Here is a 23,165-nt window from a genome sequence, read left to right as displayed (position 1 = left end):
TTGAAACGCGAATAGCGCGAATAAAAAATCGCCAATGGCGATTTTTAAGAAATTGCTAATTATTAGATAGATCAATCTGTTTATAGAGACACAGATAATTTTTTATTCGCGCTATTCCGCGAAGTGGTGAGCATGCCGAAGCGACTCCTGAAAGGAGGAGCTAAACACGACGGGACGGCGTGTGAAAGGCATGCGATTCGCGTTTCTCTAAAAACGAAACCGTACCCTGCCAAACACAACTCAGATAAATATTTTAAAACAGACTCAATTTTTAGGAAAATATGGATATGCCGCAGCAGTATCCTGCCGCGGCATCGAAGTATCTCTTAATAGAAAGATAACTCGAATTATCCGAAGAGTGCGCCAAGGCCTGCCATGGCGTTCTCTTCTTCCTCTTCCTTCTTCTCTTCCGGCTCTGCTGCTGCCTCAGCTGCTGCTGCTGCCGGTGCTGCTGCACCTGCTGCTGCAACTGCAACCGGTGCTGCTGCTGCCTTGGAGATTGCTTCCTCGATGTCAACACCGTCAAGTGCTGCAATGAGTGCCTTCACACGGGAGTCGTCAACTGCGATACCTGCGGCAGAGAGAACTGCCTTAACCGATTCTTCATCCACAGTTTTGTCTGCGGAGTGAACTAACAGAGCTGCGTAAATGTACTCCATTTTAACTTCACCTATTTTGTATGATAATTATGCCTTCAGGGCGTTTGCTTGTCTGTATGCCTTGCTGATGATCATCTCGATGACGCCCTTCTCATAGATCGGGGCCTCCACACCAAGGTTGCGTGCCTCACGGACTGCCTTGGCAATCTGAGCCTCAGTAACAAAGTGACATGAGGTCGGGATTGCTGCATTGACTGCGAGGTTGAATACCTGCTGTGCTGCAAGAGTGATCTTTGCCTTGTATGCCTCGTCGTCGACGGACAGAACATCCGGCAGATAAATATCGCCTTCGTAGCAAACTGCAAGAAGCGAAAGACCAACCGGCATCGGCTTGATGTCAAGCTTTGCCAGGACGTCTGCCTGTTTCTTGTTGATTGCCTGGCCAGCTTTCACGACGGTCTTGGTCTCTTTAATTTTGACCTTTCCGCCATCGATAGCTGCCGGGATACCTGCCTGCTGGAGTTCTCCAACGATCGGTCCGGGCTTGAAGGAAGTTGGTCCTGCGGGAACAACAATGTCCTCAGGAGTGACTTCGCCTGCTTTTGCGGCACGCTTTGTCTTGGTCTGCTCAAGAGACTTGAACAGCTTAAACGGGTTGCCGTTGGCGAAGATAAGTGCAGAGTGCTCACTTACGTGACCGTTCAGGTCAACGAAGTTACCGCCAAGCTCGTTGAACGCATGCTCAACAAGCGTGTTTCTTGCAACTTTCACCACTGCACTGCCGTGCAGGTTTCTGCGGATCTGCTGGAACTGTTTTGCGGGAATACCGTAAATGTCAACCAGACCGACAAGTTCGTACTTGCCGGAGTTGTCCACAATGCCTTCAACTTCTTCACGTTTCCACGCCGGGAGGTGTTGAGTATAAATTGCCATTTTTACATCACCTTCACAGCGGGACCCATCGTAGTCTTGACGTAGACGGAGCGAATGTTTAATTCACCGCTCTCAAGTCTTCCCACTACTCTCTTTAAGACCGCGTCAACGTTCTCGGCGACTGCATCAGCAGTCATTGCCGTGGTACCGATCTTGACAGACATATTGAGTCTGTCTTTGGACCGGATCTTCACGGAGTTCCGAAGACGTTCGACGATCGGAGTAATGTCCTGACCCATCGGAATCGGCTGCGGCATTTTGCCGCGGGGACCGAGTCTCTGACCGAGCCAGCGACCAACAAGTGGCATGACCGCAGTCTCTGCAAGGAAGTAGTCGTACTGACCTGCGAGTTTACGTGCCTCACGCGGGGCACCACCCAGGCGCTCAATCTCCTCAGGACCGATAATGATATCGACACCAGAGTTGCGAGCCTGGGACACAATGTCTCCCTTACCCAAGACAGCGATCTTTTTGACGCCCATTGCCTGTGGCAGAAGAATCGTCTCATCAATACGGTTTTTGGGCTGCGCCATGTCCACGTGTCTGAGATTGATAGTAATATCAATACTCTCCTGGAACTTCCTCTTGGGCGCCTGCTCCATTGCTGCCGTAACAGCGCTGATAATTTGGGTCTTTTCAACCATTTGATGAAGCCTCCATAGTTTTCGACCGATTTTTCACGATCTCCTATGGTTGTTCTCTACAACTGTACATTTTTCGCGGGATTATAACCCGCTACCCGTTTGAAGCATTACACAACTTTATGCAAGCTGTGCGTCATATTCGCCTGCATTGACGGCGGCAATTGCGTCCTTGGCGGACTTGCCTTCGATGGTCACACCAACGGAAACGCAGGTGCCCATGACTTCCTTGACCGCATTTCTGAGGTCGTAGGCAAGCATGTTGTCCATCTTCATCTTTGCAATGCGTATGACAGCTTCAAGCGGCAGATTACCAACTGCCTGAGTATTCGGAGTGCCGGATCCCTTCTCGACGCCCGCTTCCTTCATTACAAGTGCGGTTGTCGGAGGAATACCAACAGTTAACGTGACGTTCTTTTTGTCATCGACTGTTACCGTTACCGGAACAGACATGCCGTTGAACTCAGCAGTCTTTTTGTTGATGTCATCAACGACTGCTTTCACGTTGATCCCAAGGGGACCCAGTGCCGGACCAAGTGGTGGTCCTGCAGTTGCTCTACCGCCAGGTACCAGTACCTCGACAGTTTCTGCCATTGTATCACCGTATGTCAGCGCGAAGCCGAAGCTCCCCTGACATTGGTTGAATAAGGTCGACGTATGAGAACATAAACCTAATGGGTTAACGGGTTTTGAGAGAAGAGGTTGCCCGGTTACTTGACGGGCAATATTTTTTGTGACGAAAAAATCCCATTTCCACGTACCATCCCAGAGCTCACTGCTTCGCGCTTCGAAGATGAGGATACGCTATCCCCGCAAAAATGCACAGAACACCCGCCCACTGAACCCATGACACCGCCTCATGCAGCACAACAACCGACGTAATAATTGCCACCGGCAGCTCGGCAGAACCAAGAATTGTTGCAGTACCAGTCGATATTTTCGGCGCACCGACCGCATAGAAAAGAACCGGCAGACACGCACCAAAAAGTCCCAGTGCCGCACCATACACCCAGATATCAGACACCACAAGCCCACTCGTAAAATATTCGGGCGAAAACACGCACAATAGAACAAACAACGCGCACGTAACAATCCAGAAACTCCGGTTCACCGGATGCATCTGCGGCTCCACGCGCCCACTCAGGAAGATGAAGACTGCATAGCACAGCGCAGACAACAGACCCGCGCACACCCCGACAATCGTGAAAGAAATAGCATTCCCGATGATTCCACTGGCAAGAACAGTCCCTGCGAGCAGAATCAAAACCGCAACAATCGAACTTTTCGACGGCAGCTTCCACTCGATCAGACAGTCCAGAAGAACACCAATCCAGGTGAACTGAAACAGCAGCACAATTGCAACTGACGCAGGCAGCGACTCAAGCGACAGATAATAGAACAGACACACCGAACACGTAACAGCTCCCGTAATCAGAAGAATCGGTATCCTCCGGCTCAACTTCACAGAAGACCGCGCATCGCGGCGCCTCCCAACAATCGCAATAACCGCACAGAGAATGCCCAAGAAAATCCAGCCGCTGAAGTACTGGCTCATCACCACATCAGAAAACGTGTAGCCCTTCTCGTACGCAAGCTTCACAATCGTCGCAAGGATACCATAGCAGCACCCGCCCAGAAGAACCAGCAGCGGATACAGCAAAAGCTTCAGATTCATGAACACAAAACCCGAAAAAAATGGGATGGAAAATTAATCGTTGTTGCGATCGATCACGCGCACGTTGTCCCCGCGCACCGTGATCGGAATCGGCACAATCGACTCGTACAGCTCAACAGTGATCTCTTCTTTGGCATGGTCCACGCGCTTGACCACAGCCTTCTCACCCTTGAACGGCCCAGCAATCAGCTCAACAATCGTACCCTCGCTGATACCGGCAACGACCGGCTTGGGCACAAGGAAGTGTTTGATCTCTTCCATTGAAGTCTCATTCTGCAGCACAACACGTGCATGCGCGATCGTCTCGACCAGCTCCTCAATTCTCGCATGCTCCTCCGGGCTCTCCACAAAGACATAACCCTTAATATCCTCAGGCACCACTACAGCCGTGACAACAACATCAGTCATGTTATTTTCGATTGCCTCGCGGATATTATCTGCAACCGTCCGCTCATGCTTCGATGTCGTCTTAATTATGTAGTAATGGTTGCCAAACTCTGAATCACTCATGATTGTCACGGAAGCAGATAGTGGAAGATCAGGTAAATGATGAAGCCCAGAACACCGATCACTGCAATACCTGCGGCGGCAACTGCCGAAATCTTGAAGAACTCCTCTTTCGTAGGTCTGCGGGCAAGTTTCAAAACACGCAGATACTTGCGGAAGAACTCGGAGATGCTCTGTTTGGAGACCTCCGGCATCTTTACATTACCAACGGCAGATGCTGCTGCCGTCTTCTTATTGTTGGTATTTTTCTCGTCAGCCAATATATTCACCTCAGGAAATCAATCTCAAACTTGGATCTCTGCACCTGACTGGATTGTGGTGCCGTATATGTTTGCTCCTGCTTACCATAAATCTGTGGGGACTGCACACCGGTCACAATCAGCATCGTGCGCATCCTGCCTTCCATTGACGGGTCAACCTGAACTCCCCAGATAATACGTGCTCCCGGATCAATGCGCTGATAGACCTCCTGCACAACACCCTCGGCCTCAAACATTGTCATATCAGGGCCGCCAATAACGTTGATCAGTGCTGCGGTCGCGCCCGTAATGTCCACATCAAGCAGTGGAGAGCGAAGCGCCTTCTTGATCGAGTCAGTCGCCTTGTCCTCGCTGTCGGACTCACCCATACCAATCATCGCAATGCCGCCCTGTTCCATAACCGTGCGGACATCGGCAAAGTCGAGGTTCACAAGACCGGGGAGCGTGATAAGCTCGGTGATTCCCTTCACCGCACGCATCAGAACCTCATCGGCAACCTTGAACGCCTGTGCCAGCGGGAGCCGCGGGACAACTTCAAGAATGCGATCGTTCGGGATCACAATGACGGTGTCGGCAACTTCACGAAGCCGCTCAAGACCAATCTCCGCATTCTCCATACGGGTTGCACTCTCACTCGTGAACGGAAGCGTAACGATTGCAATCGTTAACGCACCGACTTCTTTGGCGATCTTTGCAACAATCGGAGCACTGCCGGTACCGGTTCCGCCGCCAAGGCCGGCGGTCACAAACACCATGTTCGACCCGCTCAGAGACTGGCGGATAACATCCTCGCTCTCAAGAGCAGCTTCTTCGCCGCGCTGCGGCATTGCTCCGGCGCCGAGACCCTTCGTGGTCTGGCGGCCGATAAGAATACGCTTCCCCACGCGTCCGCGAAGCATGGACAGATGCTGGGCATCGGTGTTTAAGGCATAGATATCAGCGCCCTCAACACCCTCCTCAAAGATTCGTGCAACCGTGTTCGAACCTCCGCCGCCGCAGCCGACGACGGTGATCTTGGTTTTCAGAGACTCAAGAATGTCATCAAACTCATCATCGTCATCGGTATGGTTCGCGGCAGTGGGAACATATTTGTACTGGCTGGAAAAATCGATATCCTGTTTTACCGGTGCAGGTTTCGGCTCAACAACCGGCCTTGGAGCCGGAACCGGGGCCTGACGAACCGGCTCAGGCTCAGGAGCAGCATATACCTGCTCCCTCTTCTGAGTCAGTTCAACCTCGTCCTCTGCGTCATATATTGCGGAGACTGCGCTGTTGTCGCGTGCAGTCTCTTCAAACCGCTTACGTGAAAGTGCTTCTTCTACGATTGATCTCATGAGTAATTCTCCAATCCCGGGATGTGGATGGTGGACCGGACCGTGTTTGTTACCATCTCCGGCGTAATCGTCCTGCCGTCCGGAAGTGTTACAGATTCTCCTGCAACCAGTTTTCCAAACAGCGGACCGGACGGGACGCCCTGCATGCGCGCGAGCTGGGCGTCAAACTGCCGGCGGGTTATCGTGATCAGATCACCTTCCACCGTTGTACCCTGTCTACGTGTTATTTGTTGGATTGATAAAGCTATTAATTCACCTGCTATTACACGCCGCCGCTCCGAAGTTGTCAGAACCAGTGGAAGGACTTTTCCGCTCTTTCCGGTTGCATGAAACATGCCGCCGATTCTGTCCAGTTCGACGAACAGTTCCTCTTCGCAGCCGCCGAATGCTTCGCTGAAGAAATCCTCGGGGAAAGTAACGACCGCAGGAGTCCCGGAAGGAATGTCTCCGTGTGGAAAGAGTTTTGCTGAAGGATCAATTTCTTTTGCGAAAGCAACAAATGCGGACCACATTTCCCATGAAAGGGAGCCGAGTTTGTGCATGTCTCCTTCGGTGATCTCGGGGAAACCGAGTCCCGCAAGAATTTTTTCGAGGTGATCGGCTTCAGGCTTGGACATTGCCTTTTTGTCAATATGCGCGGCGATGGCTCCGCTTTTTTGGATCATCTGCAGAATCATCTCCGCGCCGATAGTCCCGACATCACGCGTATGCATCATGTGACCGAATGCCCCCCGCGTTTCAAGGGCAATTGCGGTCTGGCGCACAGCGTAATGCGTGCCGCCAAATCCGATCAGCGGAATGACGGTTTCAGAGGAAGGGTCCGCTGTAAGGACACTCATCGCCGCAGCGCGGACTGCGGAAGTATTGCGCCATTCACTTTCGGTGCTGCCGACCTCGACGAAAAAGTACGGGACATGGATGTTGGTCGGGCCGTGATGAGTGATCTCGTATGAGACGCGAAATCCTTCGGGAGCATACAACTGATGATTGCGCAGCACCGCACGCATCCATGCGGGAGCGGCTGGCCCAAGTTCGCGGGGGTTTCCCCCAAGATCAGCGGTGGTGAAGTTTCCCGCCGGATGTACGGTGAGAACAGGTATCGGGTTGACGCTTGCATGTCGTGCGAGAAATATTGCGAGATCAGCGTCAGGATCGACTATGTTGTCATCCGCGTGAATGATTCTGTCATTCCATTCGTGGAAACTGACCGCATGCTTCGCAAGCAGCGGCCATCCCCCATCTGGTGGATTCCGGATGAGTTCATCCATTGCGGCGCGGATGTTGGATCCGGCAATATCGGTTGAGGAGTGGATGATATTGATCTTCATGCGTGATAGGTAGTTTTGGCAGAGAGAAAAGATGTGTGTTTGGTTTAGGGGTGTGCAGGATTTTTGAAACGCGAATCGCAGGCCGAAGGCATGCGATTCGCGTTTCAGAAATCAAAGATATCCGATGCCGGTGATTGCACTCACGACCCAGAGGATTGCGAAGATGATTGGGATGTGAACAAGATACACGATAAGCGTCACTCTGCCGTTGCCGATACGGGCAAAGAATTTGCCAAGGGGTCCTGCATCAGGAAAACGAAAAGCCCGGACACCGTTCGGGTAGAAGACCGCACCAAGAGCAATACCGATTAAGAGAACACCAAACCAGGGGAACAGCGGGAAGTAGTCCTGCGTGTACTGCATAAAATCAGCCCCGTGAACCCCCAAGGGGTAGAGCCAGCCGGGTTCGGTGAACTGCGGGATTACGAAGATACCGAGAAGCACGATGATGATGCCTGGAATAAAATTCCATTTGCCAAGTTGCAAAAATGGAATGCACAGAAGCATGGAGACACCAAGCATATGCATGAATCCGAACTTGATGAACGCATCAGTGTGAAGGAAGAGGGTTGCGCCTATCCAGCTGAGAATGGTGATCATCATGCCGATGCCGAACAAAAACAGGGCTTTGATCACGATGGAACGATAGTATTCGCTGGTAGTCCTTCCTTTTTTTCTGGCATGCCGGAGAATTAAGGCAACACCTGCGATCAGAACAAAAGATGCTGAAGCAATGTTGATGGTTCCATAGTAGGTGAGGAACTGCGTATCCTCAACGATCATATGGTACATCACCATGCATGCAAGGAAGTGATAGACGATCATTCCCACAAGGGCGACTCCGCGAATCGCATCCACTTCCCAGTATCTTTCACCCATGTTACTCCGTGCTATTGGGTGTTTGTTGATATATATTTTGAGATTGAAAAGGGGTTTATGGTATTGGCTCTAAGCCACCCACGGAAAAACAGAACACACGGAAATTTCACGGAAAAAATCACGGAGTAGACGTGAACATCACGGAATCTCAAAATAATTCATTTAGTATGAAAATCAAATCCCAATTCCATTTTCATACGAGGAGCTTGATATGAAGTCCGGGAAATATTTCCGTGATGTTCACGTCTACTCCGTGATTTTTTCCGTGAAATTTCCGTGTGTTCCGTTTTTCCGTGGGCGGATAAAGAATAAAAGTACAACACCAAAAAAATCTACAGATATCCCCACGGAATGCCGATCACATACGACACGATCATAATCAGATACAGTATCCCAAAGAGGATTGGAATGTGGAGCAGGTAGATCTCCAGCGGGTACTTTCCGACAAACGCCAGAAATTTCCCGAACATTCCCGCATCCGGCATGCGGAATCTCCGGACTCCAAGCGGGTACAGAACTGATCCTATGGCAACTCCCAGAAGCATCACGCCGACCCAAGGAAGAAGCGGGAAGTAGTCACGCGGATAAAACATCCCTTCCGGTAAAATACCAAACGGCAGAAACCACAGAAAACCGGCAGAGGCATACACGGTCTTAAACGACAGGCCGATCCAGATGAGAACGGCAGCCGGAATAAAATTCCATTTGCCAAGCCACAGGAACGGGATGCACAGAATCATCGAGAGGCCCATCATCTGAAGGAAGTTGAAGAGCATGTAGTTGCCGTCGCCGATGACGAAGTGAATGGCAAGTGAACCTACAAGCGCAATTGCAACGCCGATGAAAAAGATCTCCAGACCGCGCTTTAAAATTGCCACATAATACTCACGTTTCGGCATCCCGGTCATCCGGCCGTACCGGAGAACCAGCGCAACGCCGGAGATTATCACAAAAATGCTTGTCCCGAGGTGAATGTACTGGCAGACTTCATAGTACCAGTCCAAGGTGAGACTCATATGGAAAATTACCATCAAAGAGATCAGATGAAAAACGATCATCCCGATCAGGGCAATCCCGCGGATTGCATCGATCTCCCAGTACCGCTCACCCATTGCTTTGGGGTTGGCGCTTTCAGATAATCTCTTTTGTGTTTGCTTCTGAGTCGCCCACGGAAAAGCGGAACACACAGAATACCACTGAAGAAAAAAAACATCACGGAGCAGACGTGAACATCACAGAATCTCAAAAAATCTCTTTTCTATCACAGAAAGATGAAAAAATCACAGAATTTGAAAAATTCATTTCTGTGATGTTCACGTCTGCTCCGTGATGTTTTTTCCGTGCCTATTCCGTGTGCTCAGTGTGTTCCGTGGGCGATTCAGGAATAGTGACCGAAGAAGAAAAAAATTATTCCCCGATCTCAGAATCCTTCTTCGGTTTCTCCGGCTTCACGTACGTAATCTCGTACGTCTCCACTCCACGCTCATCGGGCCGGGCGGACGACGAATAAGCAGGATCAAGAGACAGAGCATCGAACTTGCACAGCTCAGTGCACTGACCGCAGATAACACAGCGGAACAGATCGATCGTCCACAGCTTCGCTGCACGATCAACCGTGACCGCCTGCGACGGACAGCGCTTCATGCAGATACCGCATGACGTACACTTTGACGGATCAAACATCACATGACCGCGGGTGACAGCATAACGTTTTGCAGGCTCTGCGGGAAACGTTGTCGTGACAGGCTTATGCACAAACTGCTTCAGAATCGTTTTCAGCATCTTCATCGCACATTCACCTCTCCATACACCCGATACAGGGATCAATCGTCAGCACAATCTGCGGCACATCCGCAAGCTCAGCACCCGCAAGCATCGCCACAAGGGAGGGAACATTCGTCAGCGTCGGAGTTCGCACACGGAACTGTGTAAGATTCTTCGTGCCGTTACCGCGCAGATAATGAATCACTTCACCGCGCGGCTGCTCGGACCTGCTGAAGAACTCACCGTCAGGGTTGCCCTTGACCGGCACCGACACATCACCCTCCGGCATGCCGGCAATAATCTGGTGAATAATATCAACCGACTGGAACAGTTCCTTACACCGCACCTCGCACCGTGCATAGCCGTCACAGCCTTCGACCGTCACCGGCTTGAAGGAAATATCTCCGTATGCCAGATATCCTGACGTCCGCACATCCTCCACAAGACCTGACGCGCGGGCAACAGGACCAACAGCCCCGAGATTGTAGGCAGCATCAGCCTTCAGAACACCTTTTCCTACCAGACGCTTCTTCAGCGTATAATCTGACAAGAAAACGCGCGTCATCTCCCGCATCTCGGCCTCGATATCATCGAGACGTTTGTCCATCCCTGACAAAAACTCATTTGTCACATCGCGGCGGACACCGCCGACCTTGCACACGCCCTGAATAACTCTGCCGCCGGTAGTCGCCTCAAGCTCGTTCAAGATCGACTCACGAATTTTCCACGCATTATAGAACAGACTCTCAAACCCAAGAGCGTCCGCAAACAAACCGAGCCACAGAAGATGGCTGTGAAGGCGCGAGTACTCGCCCCACATCGTCCGCAGATATGTCGCCCTTGCCGGAACCTCAATGCCCATCAGCCCTTCCACACCCTGACAGAACGTCGAGGAGTGCGTGAAACTACAGATACCGCAGATACGCTCTGCAAGATACACGAAATCAGAATATTCGCGTCGGTCCACCAGACTCTCAAGACCGCGGTGGACATATCCGATCGAAGGAATCGCCTCCACCACATGTTCATCCTCGATCACCAGATCCAGATGAATCGGTTCGGGAAGAACCGGATGTTGCGGGCCGAACGGAACAATCGTCCTCTTGCCGGTCATGATGCATCCTCCTTCGAAACTTTCGTAACCGTTGGGGCAGGAGTTTCTTTCTTCTTGAACGGATACGGAACAGATGTCCGGATGAACGTCCCGCCAAAGTCAAGCGCCATGTTCGTGAACGTAAACCCATAGAGATCATGAATCTCGTTCTCGTACACAAACGCACCGCCAAACGATGCATCAATCGCAGGAATTACTGTGCCTTCAGGAACCGTCATCCGGTAATGCAGAAGATCATTTCCTTTCGCAAACGAGTAGGTGATATCATAATCATTCGCAGCCGCAGTGCAGGTGATCACCACAAGACGGCGTCCGTCAGCCTTCATATCAGCCGCGGTCTTTTCAATTCCCGCAGGTGATGTGGGAATAATTTCCATTGTCGTCATCTCAAACCTCCGTTATCAACTGCCGCACGTTTCTCTTCCAGAACGCCGAGCGCCTTTACCACGCCCTCAATCAGTGCCTCGGGCCGCACCGAACATCCCGGCACATACACATCCACCGGAATGATCGTGTCAACACCGCCCGAAACATTGTAGCAGTCGCGGAACACACCGCCGGACGAGGCGCAGATACCCACCGCCACAACCACTTTTGGTTCAGGAATCTGATCATAGAGATTTTTCAGAACCTCCTTGTTCTGCTCGTTCACACCGCCGGTCACCACAAAAATATCCGCATGTGCCGGGTTGCCGGTGTTGATAATGCCAAACCGCTCCACATCGTATAACGGCGTCAGGGCTGCAAGAATCTCGATATCGCATCCATTGCAGCTGGACGCATTGTAGTGCATAAGCCAGGGGGACTTTCCTGCCGAACTCATACCATCACACCTCCGAGAATACCAAGCACGGCAATATTTGCCGCACCGAGAATCAGCGTTACCGTCCACAAACTCTTCATCGTCATCTTCCAGGTAACCCGCGGGAACAGATTGTCCATCAGAATCTCAAGGAAGTAACAGATGACAACGACGATAATACCGAGAACCGGGTTTGCCGCAAAGAACAGAAGCATCATCGCAAGGAGAATGATCGTCTCATACCAGTGGGCAAGCTCGACCTTTGCAAGTGTCCTGCCCGACAGTGACGACGTCACTCCCTTCACCAGCTCCTGATGCGCATGGTGCGAGGTGGCGATGTCGAACGGAGACTTCCGCAGCTTCAGGGTCAACACAGCAAAGAGCGCAAGGAACACTCCCGGCAGATAGACAATTGCAGATGTCGGGTCTGAGACTATGTCAGAGACAAAGAAACTGCCGGTCACGATGAAAAATCCTGCCGCAAGAAGAATCAGAATCGGTTCTGCAACCATCACACCGATCAGCTCGCGTTCCGCACCAACGGTAGAGTAGGGAGCGTTCGCTGCGTATGCTGCAAGAATCAGGAACGTATGTGAGAGCGCTAACGCAAACACAACGAGCAGGAGGTCACCGCCTGAGAACAGAATTGCTCCTGAGAAAGCGATCAGAATCAGATACCCGCTGGTCAGGATCATCTCAACCGGATTTGCGAACGCACGTTCCTTGTGCCAGAGCTTGCTGATGTCATAGAACGGCTGAAGAACCGGAGGCCCCCGCCTGCTCTGCATGCGTGCCGTAAGCACACGGTCAACTCCGGAGATTAATCCGCCGAGAACCGGTGCAAGAATCAGAAACAGGACTGCACCTGCCGCTGCCATTACAATATTCATATCATCACCCCCAGAAACGCGAGTACAAACATTATGATGATGAGAATCGTTGAAATGATTCGCGAGGGATTCATCAGAACCTCTTCACCAAAGTACTCAGGCATATAGTAGTTCGCAGACTTTGCCTCTTTGTAGACGCCAAGAGAACCGCGGAACCTGCCTGCCTCATCAACGCCTCGCCCGCCAAGATATGGGGCAAGTGTTCTGCCGGCCTTTGAACCTGCATGCGCTGCTGCGATCAGGACCGCAAGGATCACGAACATGATGCCGATCATCAGAAGATTGTCCATGAGTCCTACCGTCACCGTGTCCGTATATCCTGCATAGATGGAGGCCAGGTAGGGATCGATGAACTGACGGATGATAGCGATGAATCCAAGACAGCAGACTACCGTCAGAACGCCAGTAACAACAACCGGAATTTTCTCTGAAACATGCAGAGTTGTCGCAGGCGCTGGCGGGCCGTTCATGCGCATGAACAGTTTGCCGAGCCACTTCGTCCAGAAGAAGATGGTCAGTGCGCTGCCGAACGCAAGCATGATCACAAACGCCCAGCCGAACGGTGCGGAGAGGAACGCGACCACTGCGGTCCACTTGGAGATCAGCATGCCGAACGGTGCGAGGTACATGCCGCAGATGCCGACAACCATCATGGTTGCAAGAAGCGGGAGCCGTACCAGAAGGCCGTCCATGTCCTCGATGTCGCGGCTGTCGATTCTGTGCTCAACTGCTCCGACGCACATGAAGAGAAGCGCCTTTGCAACCGCATGGAAGATGATCAGAAGAACTGCTGCAAGCACTGCCATCGGAGTTCCAATACCCGCACATGCGGTGATGAGACCTAAGTTTGCGATCGTTGAGTAGGCAAGAACTTTCTTTGCATTGCTCTGCGAGATTGCAAGAGCTGATGTCACGACAAAGGTGAACAGGCCGATGAAGGCAAGAGCGGTGCCGACAGCGGTCTGGGAAAATATCGGGGCGAAGACGACCAGCAGATACACGCCTGCTTTGACCATGGTGCTCGAGTGCAGAAGTGCGGAGACCGGAGTCGGGGCAACCATTGCTCCGGTAAGCCAGCTGGAGAACGGCATCTGGGCAGCTTTGGTGAGACCGGCAACCGCAATCAGCGCGGCAGGGATGGTCAGGGCCGCCATGTCAGGATAATGAATGATGTCGGTGATGCTCAGAAGGGCAGAGCCGGTATGATCGATACTGAGGAGAGATATGATCGCGAGCGTGAATGCAATCCCGCCGACAAGGTTCATCCAGACTGCGCGAAACGAGTTGGTGACCGCTTCGGGTGTTTTCGAGTAGCCGATTAAGAGGAACGAGCAGAGTGTTGTTACCTCCCAGAAGCAGAGAATCCACATCAGACTGTTCGAGAGAACGATCCCAAACATTGCTGTCAGGAACACGAACAGCATGGCAAAGAAGTAGGCCTTGCGCTCCGGCACGCTCTCCTGATGGTGGTGATAGTCTTTCATGTAGCCGAGCGCATACACGCAGATGAGTGTTCCGATGATGCCGATGATGAGCACCATGATTGCGGAAAAGTCGTTGACGACAAAGGTTGTTGAGACATTGACGGATTCTGCATAGAAGAGTTCCATGATACAGATGAGGAGAAGCTGAACTGCGCCGAGAACAAGCGGAAGCATCCTGCGATATTTGAGGGACAGGACGATGATTGCAAGAGCAACAACGAGCTCAACAATAAAGAGCCAGATACCTATCTGTTTTGCATATTCCAGTGCAATTACTACCGGACCCGATAGCGCTGACCATGCGAGGTAGAGCGAGGTTGCGATAATAACTGCCGAAGCAATGCCGACGATACCGGTGCGGAGGTTGTCCCTGTTCAATACCGCAAGAAGGACTGCGGAGAGCAGGGGAACCAGCAGCAGTATGAGGATGGCTACGAGTTCCGGCTGGTACATAATATCACTTGTTGAAAGTTATGTGGATTGATCATTATTAATCATTCTAATTCAGGGCGCTGTATTTTGTTGATGGGAAGCATGGAGATGTTGTCGCAGTTTCGCCCATGAAAAACGCGAAATGCGCAAAATAGGCACGAAAAATATCACGAAGCAGAAGAGAACATCACAGAATTCTAAGACAATTCATTTTCATGATAATTTTGTGAGGGCAGGACTTAACGGGCACTGCCAAAAAAGTGGAAAGATTAGATATCGAGTTTTTCTAAGAGCGGCAGCCGGTACTTGCGGTACTGCTCTTCGGTGATGATGCAGTTGTCATAGAGTGTGCGAAGCGCTTTGAGGCATTCGATCACGGTCTGCTGATCCATCTCGGCCGTTGCAGGTTCTTCGCTGATATCTTCAAAGAGCTCCTGTTCCTTGTCTTCGCATGCATCCTTTGGAAGAATGGGCGCGACGTAGCTTTCCTTCATGGGCACTGCTTCGTTTTTCACGGTCTTGGTCAGATAGTCAACCGGTTTTTTCAGTGTCCACTCTTCGCCGGAGAAGACGGATTTCTTGCGGTCGAGTGAGACTGCTGCTGTTCCAAGGTCGTTCATCGCTGACTGAAGCGTCAGGAGGACACGCTGGGCTTCTTCATTGGTGAGCCAGCCAACCTTCAGCATCACGCCGTCGGTTTCGGTGATCTTCAGCTCGGCAACTTTTTTTCCTTCGTGATAGACTACCGTGTCGATGCGGGCGAATGCAAACAGCGTGTCATCGTACAGGCCGGTGGCATTCTCTTCAAAGTACATCAGCCGCTGGTCGGTCACGATGATGATCTTTCGCTGTTTTCCGCTGTCCTGCAGATTCTGCAGTACGCACAGCGGGTTTTCCCCGGAGTAAAAGGTATTCAGGATATCCTCAGGCATCGAACTGCCTGCTTCATTCTCAGCCATAACTGATTCTATCTTTGTTTTTTCAGTTCTTATGCCTTTCTTGTCTGCCGGGTTTTACCTTCATCTATGAGCGACCCACGGAGCTATTGCATGATCTCAATAGTACGGAGAGAAAATATTTCTCGTCCCGCGTCACTCACTCAACTATGGATAGTAATATTGCAAACGAACTTGGCAGCAGATTTCATCCTGTGGTGTTCCTTCGCACCGACACGAAGCCTGAAAATGCCATGCAACCGCGTGCCGGTATGAAGAGCGGCTGCGTGATGCCGTACTTTGCCCAGGCAGCGGTCAAGGGAAGGACTGCCGTTTTCGATCGTGACACCTTTCTCTGTGCAGGAGCATCGAGCGGGCTCTGTTTTGGCAGGGCATATGATCGCTGGCTGCCGGGCGGCATTGACACCTTCGCCGCATTCTTCTCGCATGGTCTTGCCTCGGCAAAAGATCCGGAGCTTTATGAAAAAGTGATCTCATTCATGCCTGAGAAGCGGCAGGAGATGTTTCGGACCGGAGAGTGCATGCACTACTCACAGGAAATTGCGCGAAAGTTCATCGAAGAACAGATGCCGAATTATGATCTGCCGGAAAAGTATGCGGTCTACAAGCCGCTTGCAGAACTCAAAGATGGCGAAGTTCCGCTGTCCGTTATCTTCACCGTAAATCCTGTGCAGATGTCTGCACTCATGCATCTTGCAGGAGCCTTACCGGACGGCAACGGCATGGCATGCACCTCGCGTGCATCCGCGTGTCAGGCAATCGGATCCGAAGCCGTGCGGCAGGGAGAAAAGGATGTGCCGAACGCAGTTCTCGGCCTCACCGATCTTGCCGGAAGACTCCACTCACGAAACCTCATCCCAAACGAGTATCTCACTTACGCAGTCCCCTGGAAGATGTTTCTTGCAATGGACGCGTCGGCAAAGGAAAACAGTATATTCCAGTCACATGTCTGGAAAGAGCTGAACAAATCAAACTAATTTTTTTGTGCATAGCAGGGTCAATGGATTCCTGAACAATTTTTTTCGAAAGATCATTGATTGCATTTCAACCCACGGAAAAATGGAACACACGAAAATTTCACAAAAAAAAGATTTGACCGTATTGGTCGCTGACCAGAGAAACCCTTGCCGGAAAAATTATGCCACGTCAGGCACGAACTTCGTACCATAGTGGATAATACCGTCAGAGCCCTCGCGGTCAAGGACACGGAACACCGACTTCACCGGCATGCCGATATAGACCTCTTCAGGCTCGCAGACAACATGCGTCGTCATGCGTGCGCCTTCTTCGAGCTCAACAATTGCCAGCACATACGGCTTCATCTCCGAGTACTGATCGCTTGCCGAGTGGACAACGGAAAAAGTCATGACCTTTCCCTTGCCGGAACACTGATACTCAACAATCTTACCGTCACGGCGGCAGTGCGGACAGACCGAGCGCGGCGGGAAAAACACCGCTCCGCAGGTCTCGCACTTCGTGCCGACCATGTTGTATCTCTGGGGGATTGCTCTCCAGAATCGTGCAACTGTCATCGCTTACACCCTCCCGAAAATATGCGACACAACCGTCGCTCCGGTACCGCCCACGTTCTGGGTCATACCGATTTCAGCTCCGTCAACCTGACGCTTGCCGGCCTCGCCGCGAAGCTGCTGAACAGCCTCCCAGACCTGTTTGATACCGGTTGCGCCAACCGGGTGACCGCAGGACTTCAGACCGCCGGACGTATTGACCGGCAGTTTTCCGCCAATCTGTGTCTGGCCTTCCTCAGTGAACTTTCCTGCCGTTCCCTTCTGGACAAAACCAAGATCCTCGATAGCACAAAGCTCAGCAATCGTGAAACAGTCGTGAACCTCAACAAAGTTCACTGCCTTTCTCTCCAGCTTCGCCTGCTTGAATGCAGAGTTACCTGCGGCAACCGTTGCACCCATCGTCGAAAAGTCCGGACGGTCATGCAGGGCAATCGTGTCGCCTGCCTGAGCAGATGCCAGAACCTTAATCGGCGTGTCGGTGAACTCCTTTGCACGATCAAGCGGACAGACGATCACAGCGGCTGCACCGTCAGAAACCGGAGAACAGTCAAACAAACGCAGAGGCGACGCAACAAGCGTTGACTTCAGCACAGTGGACTGAGTAATCTCGGATCTGAACTGTGCATATGGATTTCTTGCGCCGTGATAGTGATTCTTCACTGCAACCTGTGCCAGCTGTTCGCGGGTAAGACCGTACTTGTTCATGTAGTCGCATGCGATCATCGCATACAAACCCGGGAACGTTGCTCCTGCAAAACTCTCCCACTCTCTGTCTGCTGCGCCTGCTAAAACATCAGTCGCGTCTGCAACATCAGTCATCTTCTCAACACCTGCTGCAACAACAATGTCGGACATTCCTGACGCAACTGCTGCCACTGCCTGACGGAACGCAAGACCACCGGACGCACATGCCGCTTCCACACGGGTTGCCGGCACATGCAGGTCGCCGCCGAGTCCTACGTAGTCTGCGACGAGCGCACCAACATGTTCCTGACCGATGAATCTGCCGGCAGACATCGAACCGACAAACATCGCATCGATCTGCTCACCGACAACGTTTGCATCTTCAAGTGCCTTCACACCAGCTTCTGCACACATGTCGCGGAACGAGGTGTCCCAAAGCTCTCCAAATGCCGTGATACCGGCACCAATAACTGCTACTTCTCTCATTTTTCCGCACCTCACACCTTGATCTTTCCTTTGTGGCGTGCATACACTGCATAGTCCAGATACTTTGCCTTGGCAAGCATCGACTCAACCGAAGGTCCTTTGCTGCGATCGATCTTGGAAAGGATTGCATCGGTCACGGTGATGTCGAACGCATCTGATCCTGAACCGCTGCCGTAGCTGGTGACAAAGATCTTCTCGCCCGGTTTTGCAACGTCAAGAATTGCTGCAAGGCCGAGAGGGACAGCACCGCTGTAGGTGTTGCCGAGTCTTGGCACAAGAAGACCGGTCTTGATCTGTTCAGGTGTGAACCCAAGCGATGCTGCAGCCTTCTGCGGGAACTTTGCGTTCGGCTGGTGGAACACCGCATAATCATAGTCTGCGGGTTTGGTCCCCATATCCTCAAGCATCATGTTGGCACAGCCGATCACATGCTTGAAGTATCCAGGTTCGCCGGAGAATCTTCCGCCGTGACGGGGATAGTCCTCTCCTTCGCGGCGCCAGAAGTCAGGCGTGTCGCTGGTAAACGAGCAGGTGTGGTTGATGACTGCGATCGGATCATCGTTGCCGATGATGTAGGAGGCTCCTCCAGCTGCCGCAGTGTACTCAAGGGCATCGCCCGGAGCACCCTGCGCTGTGTCGGCACCAACAGCAACGGCATACTTCATCATGCCGGAGGAGACCAGACCCATTGCAGTCTGAATACCTGCGGTTCCTGCTTTGCAGGCGAACTCGTAGTCTGCCGCGGTCATAACCGGCGTTGCGCCGATAGCTTCACCAACCGTGACGGCAGTCGGCTTGACAGCGTACGGGTGCGACTCAGAGCCGACATAGACCGCTTTGATCTCTTTTGGATCAACCGGTCTGCGGGCAAGAGCACTGCGGGTGGATTCAACCGCAAAGGTTGCGGTGTTTTCATCGTAGTCGGGTACGGCTTTCTCGCGAACGCCAAGACCGCCGGTGATCTCTGCGGCGTTGGCGCCCCAGACGCGTGCGATCTCCTCGACCTTAATCCGGTAACTGGGGACGTATGCCCCATAGGTAATGATTCCTACCATTCTGTATTCCTCAGGCGGGTAATAATTTCCTGCACATCAAGGGATGTGCATAAGACAGTGATGCGATCCTTTTCTGCGAGCATTTTCACCAGCGGGTGCACGTGTTCGGCGTCGATTCCCTGAAGAATGACGTACGGGGGTTTGAACGGAGTTACACGGATTGCAATCATCGGCGATTTGCCGGTTGAAACATCCGTGAAAATTAAGGCACGTTCAGTGCTCCAGCCGTAGATACGGTTGAACTCGTTTGGTGAAAGGTTAAGGATCGCATTCTGACTGTTCACCACAGTGTAGCCGAAGATTTGATGATCTTCAGAGCCGCAGAGAAGGGTGCAGTCGATCAGTTCCGATAACTCCCGAATCGGAATTGATGAGGCGAAATCATGGATATCATAGATTACTTCGTCATCGTAATCTGAGAAGAGCAGTTTGCCGTACTTCTGAATGTACTTGCCGCCGTTCTCTTCATCAATGTCTAAAAGGGTGTCTACAATTTTTCCAACCACTCCCGTACCCGGGCTTTTTCTCCGGCCGCTTTCATAGTCACTAATAACGGACGGAGATATGCCAAGGTGGTCTGCTAACACACCGGGAGCGATCTGAAAACTGGATCTCCATTTTTTCAGCGCTTTCCCGGGCGCGTCTGAGAGAGTTATTTCACCTGCCATTTTTTCGGCAAGCTGTTGACGCAGTCCCGGTTTCATACATGATATTGTATTTCGTTCCTTACATAAAAGGCTGGTCGTCGAATTCGTCAATACACGAATTGTTGTATCAGAACTCATATATAAGAAACCACCCAATAGTGAGTATCATGGATACAGTCGACGCAGAGGATACACTCTGTCTGAAGCGTATTGCAGCAATGGGAGGATGCAAGGGGCCGGTTCGTCTATCGACCCAGAGCCTTGGCGATCAGCTTGGCATCAGCCAGCAGACTGCGTCGCGCAGGTTACGTGCGCTGGAAACTGCGCATTTGATCTCACGGACGACCGAGCCATCAGGTCAGTTTGTGCTGGTGACAAAGTCAGGCGAGGATCTGCTTCGCCGTGAGTTTTCCGAGTACTGTAAAATATTTGACAGGATCGGTGGACATTATGTGCTGACCGGCAGTGTGATCTCAGGTGTCGGCGAAGGCAGATATTATATGTCAATCCCCCATTATCAGGAGAAGTTCAGTGAACTTTGCGGGTTCGCTCCGTACCCGGGAACATTGAATCTGAAGCTGAATCCGCAGAGTGTTCTGGTCCGGAAACGGATTGATACGCTGGAGTGGACGAGTGTTCCGGGTTTTTCGGATGAGCACCGAACGTTTGGCGAGGCGCGATGTATTCCGTGCAGGATTGAGAATGTTCCGTGTGCGATTGTGGTGCCGGGACGAACGCATTATCCTGAGGATATCATTGAGGTGATCTCAGGTGTGCCGCTTCGTGCGACACTTGGTCTTGAGGATGGAAAGGAAGTTGTTGTGGAGATAGGATATGATTGAGCAGGCGTTAGAAGCCCTGAAGCAGGGCAAGGTAATTTTGTTGTACGATTTTGATAACCGTGAGAAGGAGACGGATTTTGCGGTACTTTCCTCGGCAGTGACGCCGGAGACGATCCGGATGTTTCGAAAAGACGGCGGCGGTCTGATCTGTACTGCTATTTCAGGCGAGTCGGCAAAAGCGTTCGGCCTGCCGTTTGCATCGGACGCGCTGCGGTTTACCGGAGATATTGTGGAGAAGGAGGGGGATGTTCCCTATGACCGGCGGAATCATTCGTCGTTTTCTCTGTGGGTAAATCACCGCGATACCTATACCGGCGTGACGGACCGTGATCGTGCGCTGACGGTTACGTCGATCGCACGATACGTCAGGGATTTTGAGGCAGGAGCGCACGGAAAGTTCTCAGATGAGTTTAGAACTCCGGGCCACATGGCACTGCTGCGTGCGGCTGACGGTCTGCTGGATCAGCGCCGCGGACAGACTGAATTGTCGGTCGCTCTTGCTGATATGGCAGGAGTAACGCCTGCGGTAACGATCTGTGAGATGATGGCTGATGACGGATTTGCTCTGGATAAAGAAGGGGCAAAGGCGTACGCGAAAAAGCATGGACTGATCTTCATCGAGGGCCAGGAAGTGCTGGACGAGTGGGAGCGGCGCAGAGCTGCTGCCTGATATTTTTTTTATTTGTTTGTAAATTTTCAAAATAAAATAGGTGTTGCCCATTAATTCCTGCCTCCCACGGAAAAACGGAAAACACTGAAATAAAAACATCACGGAGCAGACGAGAACAACACTGAATCCGAAAACAATTCATTTCCGTGATGTTCACGTCTGCTCCGTGATGTTTTTCTGTGAAATATCCGTGTGGTCTGTGTTTTCCGTGGGCGGAGCAACGAACAATGTCAAACAGTGTTTGCCAATAAAATACAGAAAAAAATATTGTGAAATAATTTTTCAGAAAAAATAAAAAAATCCTCACCCTTCGAAGGTGAAGATCTCCTCAATGGTTGTATTGAAGTACTTTGCCATGCGGAACGCCAGCTCCAGCGACGGATCGTACTTACCTTTTTCAATGGCCAGAATCGTCTGCCGCGTAACGCCAAGAGCCTGAGCGAGCCCCTCCTGCGTGAGGTCGTTCATCGCCCGGTAGACTTTGATCTTATTCTTCATCGTCGTCCCACTCACCGAACTTGTGAGAGTAATAAATTCTGAATGCAGCGTAGATGAATATCATCAGCACAAGCAAAAGGATCTGAATCACACCAAAGATGCCAAGATGTGATATCGCGATCATCTCAGGGGGTCCCGGAAAGAGAGTTACAACCTCCATCTGGGTCGAATTCACAACAGCGAGGGCATCGTTTGCACTCGGATGCAGAGTGATTGCTACCGAGTAAGCGTCAACCGGAGGCTGATAGGCGGCCATATTGTGAGCAAGCTTGCCGGTCGCATTCGCAATCTCAGGGCCCGCACCGGTAGTAGGAGAAATCACATTGTAAGTGATATTCTTAAAACCGAGAGGAACACTGAAAACATAGACAACAGTTGCAAGATTAACGGTAAAAAAGCTGACCCAGAACGCTTTGAGCGTTGCTGAAGCTGTTTTCATGTTAATCATGTTCTGGCGCTCATCCTCATAACAGTCAGTTACCGTCCTTCGCAGGCCAAAGTACAGACATGCTCCGGCAATAAATCCAATTGCAATGATAAACGGATTGGAAAACTGAATGGATGCCCAGAAAAGCAGAACCTCAAGAAGCCCAATGATGCCTATGATAATATAGAAGGTATTTTGTTTCATAATTGTTCAACTCAGATAGAGATTCCGTCGAAGAGAGCGGTCATGTATGCAATCTTTTACATAATACAATTGTATACACGGGTATTATTATTTTTCTCATGACCGGCTTTGCATTTGTTATTCCATGTCGTCGCAAGACAAATACCTGCTTCACTACTCCGTCCACGGAAAATTGGAAAACACCAATCGAAAAGAGGCAGACGAAGGATTCTGCCGCCTCATGGGGTGTGTCGGCAGTGAACCGCTCGTCTATTTTATGTGTGTGGTGTATGGGTGTGTATGACTGATTCTTACCTGAACCTTGGTGTGTGGTCAGATTTCTTGCTGTTGGTGCTTGTATAGAGGAGGAATTTTCATCTATCTATTCCTGGAGAAACAGAGACAACCCGCATGCGGGGAACATGTTTTCCGGCTCATCCTGTTTCTTCAGTGTATAGTATGTTTTACATAATGTGATATATAGTTTCCCATAATGGACATTATCCGAGATACTTATCACTCACGCAGACCAATATAGAAAAAATA

The 23,165-nt window shown here is 51.3% G+C and carries 28 protein-coding genes; 4 read left to right on the top strand and 24 right to left on the bottom strand.

Going from position 1 to position 23,165, the window contains the following annotated elements:
* Nucleotides 1-347: 347 nt before the first annotated feature.
* The 18 genes from rpl12p to McpAg1_RS06660 all read right to left on the bottom strand — a co-directional run bounded on the left by rpl12p (nucleotide 348) and on the right by McpAg1_RS06660 (nucleotide 15,601).
* A complete protein-coding gene (gene rpl12p, locus McpAg1_RS06745; protein WP_338094535.1) occupies nucleotides 348-659 on the bottom strand; it encodes a 50S ribosomal protein P1 in 312 nt (103 codons plus the stop codon).
* A 27-nt stretch (nucleotides 660-686) separates the two neighbouring features.
* A complete protein-coding gene (locus tag McpAg1_RS06740) occupies nucleotides 687-1,532 on the bottom strand; it encodes a 50S ribosomal protein L10 (RefSeq protein WP_338094534.1) in 846 nt (281 codons plus the stop codon).
* A 2-nt stretch (nucleotides 1,533-1,534) separates the two neighbouring features.
* Entirely contained in the window at nucleotides 1,535-2,176 is a 642-nt protein-coding gene (locus McpAg1_RS06735) for a 50S ribosomal protein L1 (protein ID WP_338094533.1), read from the bottom strand.
* 117 nt (nucleotides 2,177-2,293) lie between these two features.
* Nucleotides 2,294-2,767: a 50S ribosomal protein L11 gene (locus McpAg1_RS06730; RefSeq protein WP_338094532.1), complete on the bottom strand. Its 474-nt coding sequence runs from the start codon at nucleotides 2,765-2,767 to the stop codon at nucleotides 2,294-2,296.
* 178 nt (nucleotides 2,768-2,945) lie between these two features.
* Nucleotides 2,946-3,848: an EamA family transporter gene (locus McpAg1_RS06725; RefSeq protein WP_338094531.1), complete on the bottom strand. Its 903-nt coding sequence runs from the start codon at nucleotides 3,846-3,848 to the stop codon at nucleotides 2,946-2,948.
* A gap of 33 nt (nucleotides 3,849-3,881) precedes the next feature.
* On the bottom strand, nucleotides 3,882-4,358 hold the full coding sequence (locus McpAg1_RS06720) for a transcription elongation factor Spt5 (protein WP_338094530.1): 477 nt from the start codon (nucleotides 4,356-4,358) through the stop codon (nucleotides 3,882-3,884).
* 5 nt (nucleotides 4,359-4,363) lie between these two features.
* Nucleotides 4,364-4,624: a protein translocase SEC61 complex subunit gamma gene (locus McpAg1_RS06715; RefSeq protein WP_420847102.1), complete on the bottom strand. Its 261-nt coding sequence runs from the start codon at nucleotides 4,622-4,624 to the stop codon at nucleotides 4,364-4,366.
* On the bottom strand, nucleotides 4,621-5,949 hold the full coding sequence (ftsZ, locus tag McpAg1_RS06710) for a cell division protein FtsZ (protein WP_338094529.1): 1,329 nt from the start codon (nucleotides 5,947-5,949) through the stop codon (nucleotides 4,621-4,623). The genes McpAg1_RS06715 and ftsZ overlap by 4 nt, the downstream gene beginning before the upstream one ends.
* Nucleotides 5,946-7,277 (bottom strand): D-aminoacyl-tRNA deacylase, encoded by a 1,332-nt coding sequence (locus McpAg1_RS06705; protein ID WP_338094528.1) that lies wholly within the window; start codon nucleotides 7,275-7,277, stop codon nucleotides 5,946-5,948. Before McpAg1_RS06705 ends, ftsZ begins: the two co-directional genes overlap by 4 nt.
* Nucleotides 7,278-7,388: 111 nt before the next feature.
* Nucleotides 7,389-8,156: a heparan-alpha-glucosaminide N-acetyltransferase gene (locus McpAg1_RS06700; RefSeq protein WP_338094527.1), complete on the bottom strand. Its 768-nt coding sequence runs from the start codon at nucleotides 8,154-8,156 to the stop codon at nucleotides 7,389-7,391.
* Between the two features lie 332 nt (nucleotides 8,157-8,488).
* Entirely contained in the window at nucleotides 8,489-9,268 is a 780-nt protein-coding gene (locus McpAg1_RS06695; RefSeq protein ID WP_338094526.1) for a heparan-alpha-glucosaminide N-acetyltransferase, read from the bottom strand.
* A gap of 295 nt (nucleotides 9,269-9,563) precedes the next feature.
* A complete protein-coding gene (locus McpAg1_RS06690; RefSeq protein ID WP_338094525.1) occupies nucleotides 9,564-9,944 on the bottom strand; it encodes a 4Fe-4S dicluster domain-containing protein in 381 nt (126 codons plus the stop codon).
* 7 nt (nucleotides 9,945-9,951) lie between these two features.
* Nucleotides 9,952-11,034, bottom strand: coding sequence for a hydrogenase large subunit (locus tag McpAg1_RS06685; protein WP_338094524.1), 1,083 nt, complete (start codon nucleotides 11,032-11,034; stop codon nucleotides 9,952-9,954).
* Nucleotides 11,031-11,420, bottom strand: a complete 390-nt coding sequence (locus McpAg1_RS06680; protein WP_338094523.1) for an NADH-quinone oxidoreductase subunit C — start codon at nucleotides 11,418-11,420, stop codon at nucleotides 11,031-11,033. The genes McpAg1_RS06685 and McpAg1_RS06680 overlap by 4 nt, the downstream gene beginning before the upstream one ends.
* Nucleotides 11,417-11,857, bottom strand: coding sequence for an NADH-quinone oxidoreductase subunit B family protein (locus McpAg1_RS06675; RefSeq protein ID WP_338094522.1), 441 nt, complete (start codon nucleotides 11,855-11,857; stop codon nucleotides 11,417-11,419). Before McpAg1_RS06675 ends, McpAg1_RS06680 begins: the two co-directional genes overlap by 4 nt.
* Nucleotides 11,854-12,726: an NADH-quinone oxidoreductase subunit H gene (locus tag McpAg1_RS06670; protein WP_338094521.1), complete on the bottom strand. Its 873-nt coding sequence runs from the start codon at nucleotides 12,724-12,726 to the stop codon at nucleotides 11,854-11,856. Before McpAg1_RS06670 ends, McpAg1_RS06675 begins: the two co-directional genes overlap by 4 nt.
* Nucleotides 12,723-14,663: an NADH-quinone oxidoreductase subunit 5 family protein gene (locus McpAg1_RS06665; RefSeq protein WP_338094520.1), complete on the bottom strand. Its 1,941-nt coding sequence runs from the start codon at nucleotides 14,661-14,663 to the stop codon at nucleotides 12,723-12,725. The genes McpAg1_RS06670 and McpAg1_RS06665 overlap by 4 nt, the downstream gene beginning before the upstream one ends.
* Before the next feature lie 248 nt (nucleotides 14,664-14,911).
* Nucleotides 14,912-15,601, bottom strand: a complete 690-nt coding sequence (locus tag McpAg1_RS06660) for a PH domain-containing protein (protein ID WP_338094519.1) — start codon at nucleotides 15,599-15,601, stop codon at nucleotides 14,912-14,914.
* Nucleotides 15,602-15,747: 146 nt separating this feature from the next.
* Here McpAg1_RS06660 and McpAg1_RS06655 point away from each other — a divergent pair, with 146 nt between their 5' ends.
* A complete protein-coding gene (locus McpAg1_RS06655; RefSeq protein WP_338094518.1) occupies nucleotides 15,748-16,575 on the top strand; it encodes a DUF169 domain-containing protein in 828 nt (275 codons plus the stop codon).
* A gap of 159 nt (nucleotides 16,576-16,734) precedes the next feature.
* Here McpAg1_RS06655 and McpAg1_RS06650 read toward each other — a convergent pair whose 3' ends face one another.
* From McpAg1_RS06650 to McpAg1_RS06635, 4 genes are read right to left on the bottom strand one after another with little or no spacing between them, the layout of a single operon-like run.
* Nucleotides 16,735-17,130, bottom strand: coding sequence for a Zn-ribbon domain-containing OB-fold protein (locus McpAg1_RS06650; RefSeq protein WP_338094517.1), 396 nt, complete (start codon nucleotides 17,128-17,130; stop codon nucleotides 16,735-16,737).
* Between the two features lie 3 nt (nucleotides 17,131-17,133).
* A complete protein-coding gene (locus McpAg1_RS06645; RefSeq protein WP_338094516.1) occupies nucleotides 17,134-18,297 on the bottom strand; it encodes an acetyl-CoA acetyltransferase in 1,164 nt (387 codons plus the stop codon).
* An 11-nt stretch (nucleotides 18,298-18,308) separates the two neighbouring features.
* Entirely contained in the window at nucleotides 18,309-19,352 is a 1,044-nt protein-coding gene (locus McpAg1_RS06640) for a hydroxymethylglutaryl-CoA synthase (RefSeq protein ID WP_338094515.1), read from the bottom strand.
* Nucleotides 19,346-20,056, bottom strand: coding sequence for a helix-turn-helix domain-containing protein (locus tag McpAg1_RS06635; RefSeq protein ID WP_338094514.1), 711 nt, complete (start codon nucleotides 20,054-20,056; stop codon nucleotides 19,346-19,348). Before McpAg1_RS06635 ends, McpAg1_RS06640 begins: the two co-directional genes overlap by 7 nt.
* Nucleotides 20,057-20,166: 110 nt before the next feature.
* On the opposite strand from McpAg1_RS06635, the gene McpAg1_RS06630 reads away from it, so the two are divergent.
* On the top strand, nucleotides 20,167-20,841 hold the full coding sequence (locus tag McpAg1_RS06630) for a DUF120 domain-containing protein (RefSeq protein ID WP_338094513.1): 675 nt from the start codon (nucleotides 20,167-20,169) through the stop codon (nucleotides 20,839-20,841).
* On the top strand, nucleotides 20,834-21,511 hold the full coding sequence (gene ribB / locus McpAg1_RS06625; protein WP_338094512.1) for a 3,4-dihydroxy-2-butanone-4-phosphate synthase: 678 nt from the start codon (nucleotides 20,834-20,836) through the stop codon (nucleotides 21,509-21,511). The genes McpAg1_RS06630 and ribB overlap by 8 nt, the downstream gene beginning before the upstream one ends.
* Before the next feature lie 303 nt (nucleotides 21,512-21,814).
* On the opposite strand, the gene McpAg1_RS06620 is transcribed toward ribB, so the two are convergent.
* Nucleotides 21,815-22,009 (bottom strand): helix-turn-helix transcriptional regulator, encoded by a 195-nt coding sequence (locus McpAg1_RS06620; RefSeq protein WP_338094511.1) that lies wholly within the window; start codon nucleotides 22,007-22,009, stop codon nucleotides 21,815-21,817.
* Entirely contained in the window at nucleotides 21,999-22,640 is a 642-nt protein-coding gene (locus McpAg1_RS06615) for a DUF2178 domain-containing protein (protein ID WP_338094510.1), read from the bottom strand. The genes McpAg1_RS06620 and McpAg1_RS06615 overlap by 11 nt, the downstream gene beginning before the upstream one ends.
* 124 nt (nucleotides 22,641-22,764) lie before the next feature.
* Between McpAg1_RS06615 and McpAg1_RS06610 the strand changes: the two genes are divergently transcribed.
* The gene (locus tag McpAg1_RS06610; RefSeq protein ID WP_338094509.1) at nucleotides 22,765-22,923 is read left to right on the top strand and encodes a hypothetical protein; all 159 of its coding nucleotides are present in this window, start codon (nucleotides 22,765-22,767) and stop codon (nucleotides 22,921-22,923) included.
* Nucleotides 22,924-23,165: the final 242 nt, after the last annotated feature.

The organism is Methanorbis furvi (assembly GCF_032714615.1).
Taxonomy (GTDB): domain Archaea; phylum Halobacteriota; class Methanomicrobia; order Methanomicrobiales; family Methanocorpusculaceae; genus Methanocorpusculum; species Methanocorpusculum furvi.
This window is presented reverse-complemented; position numbering and strand designations above follow the sequence as displayed.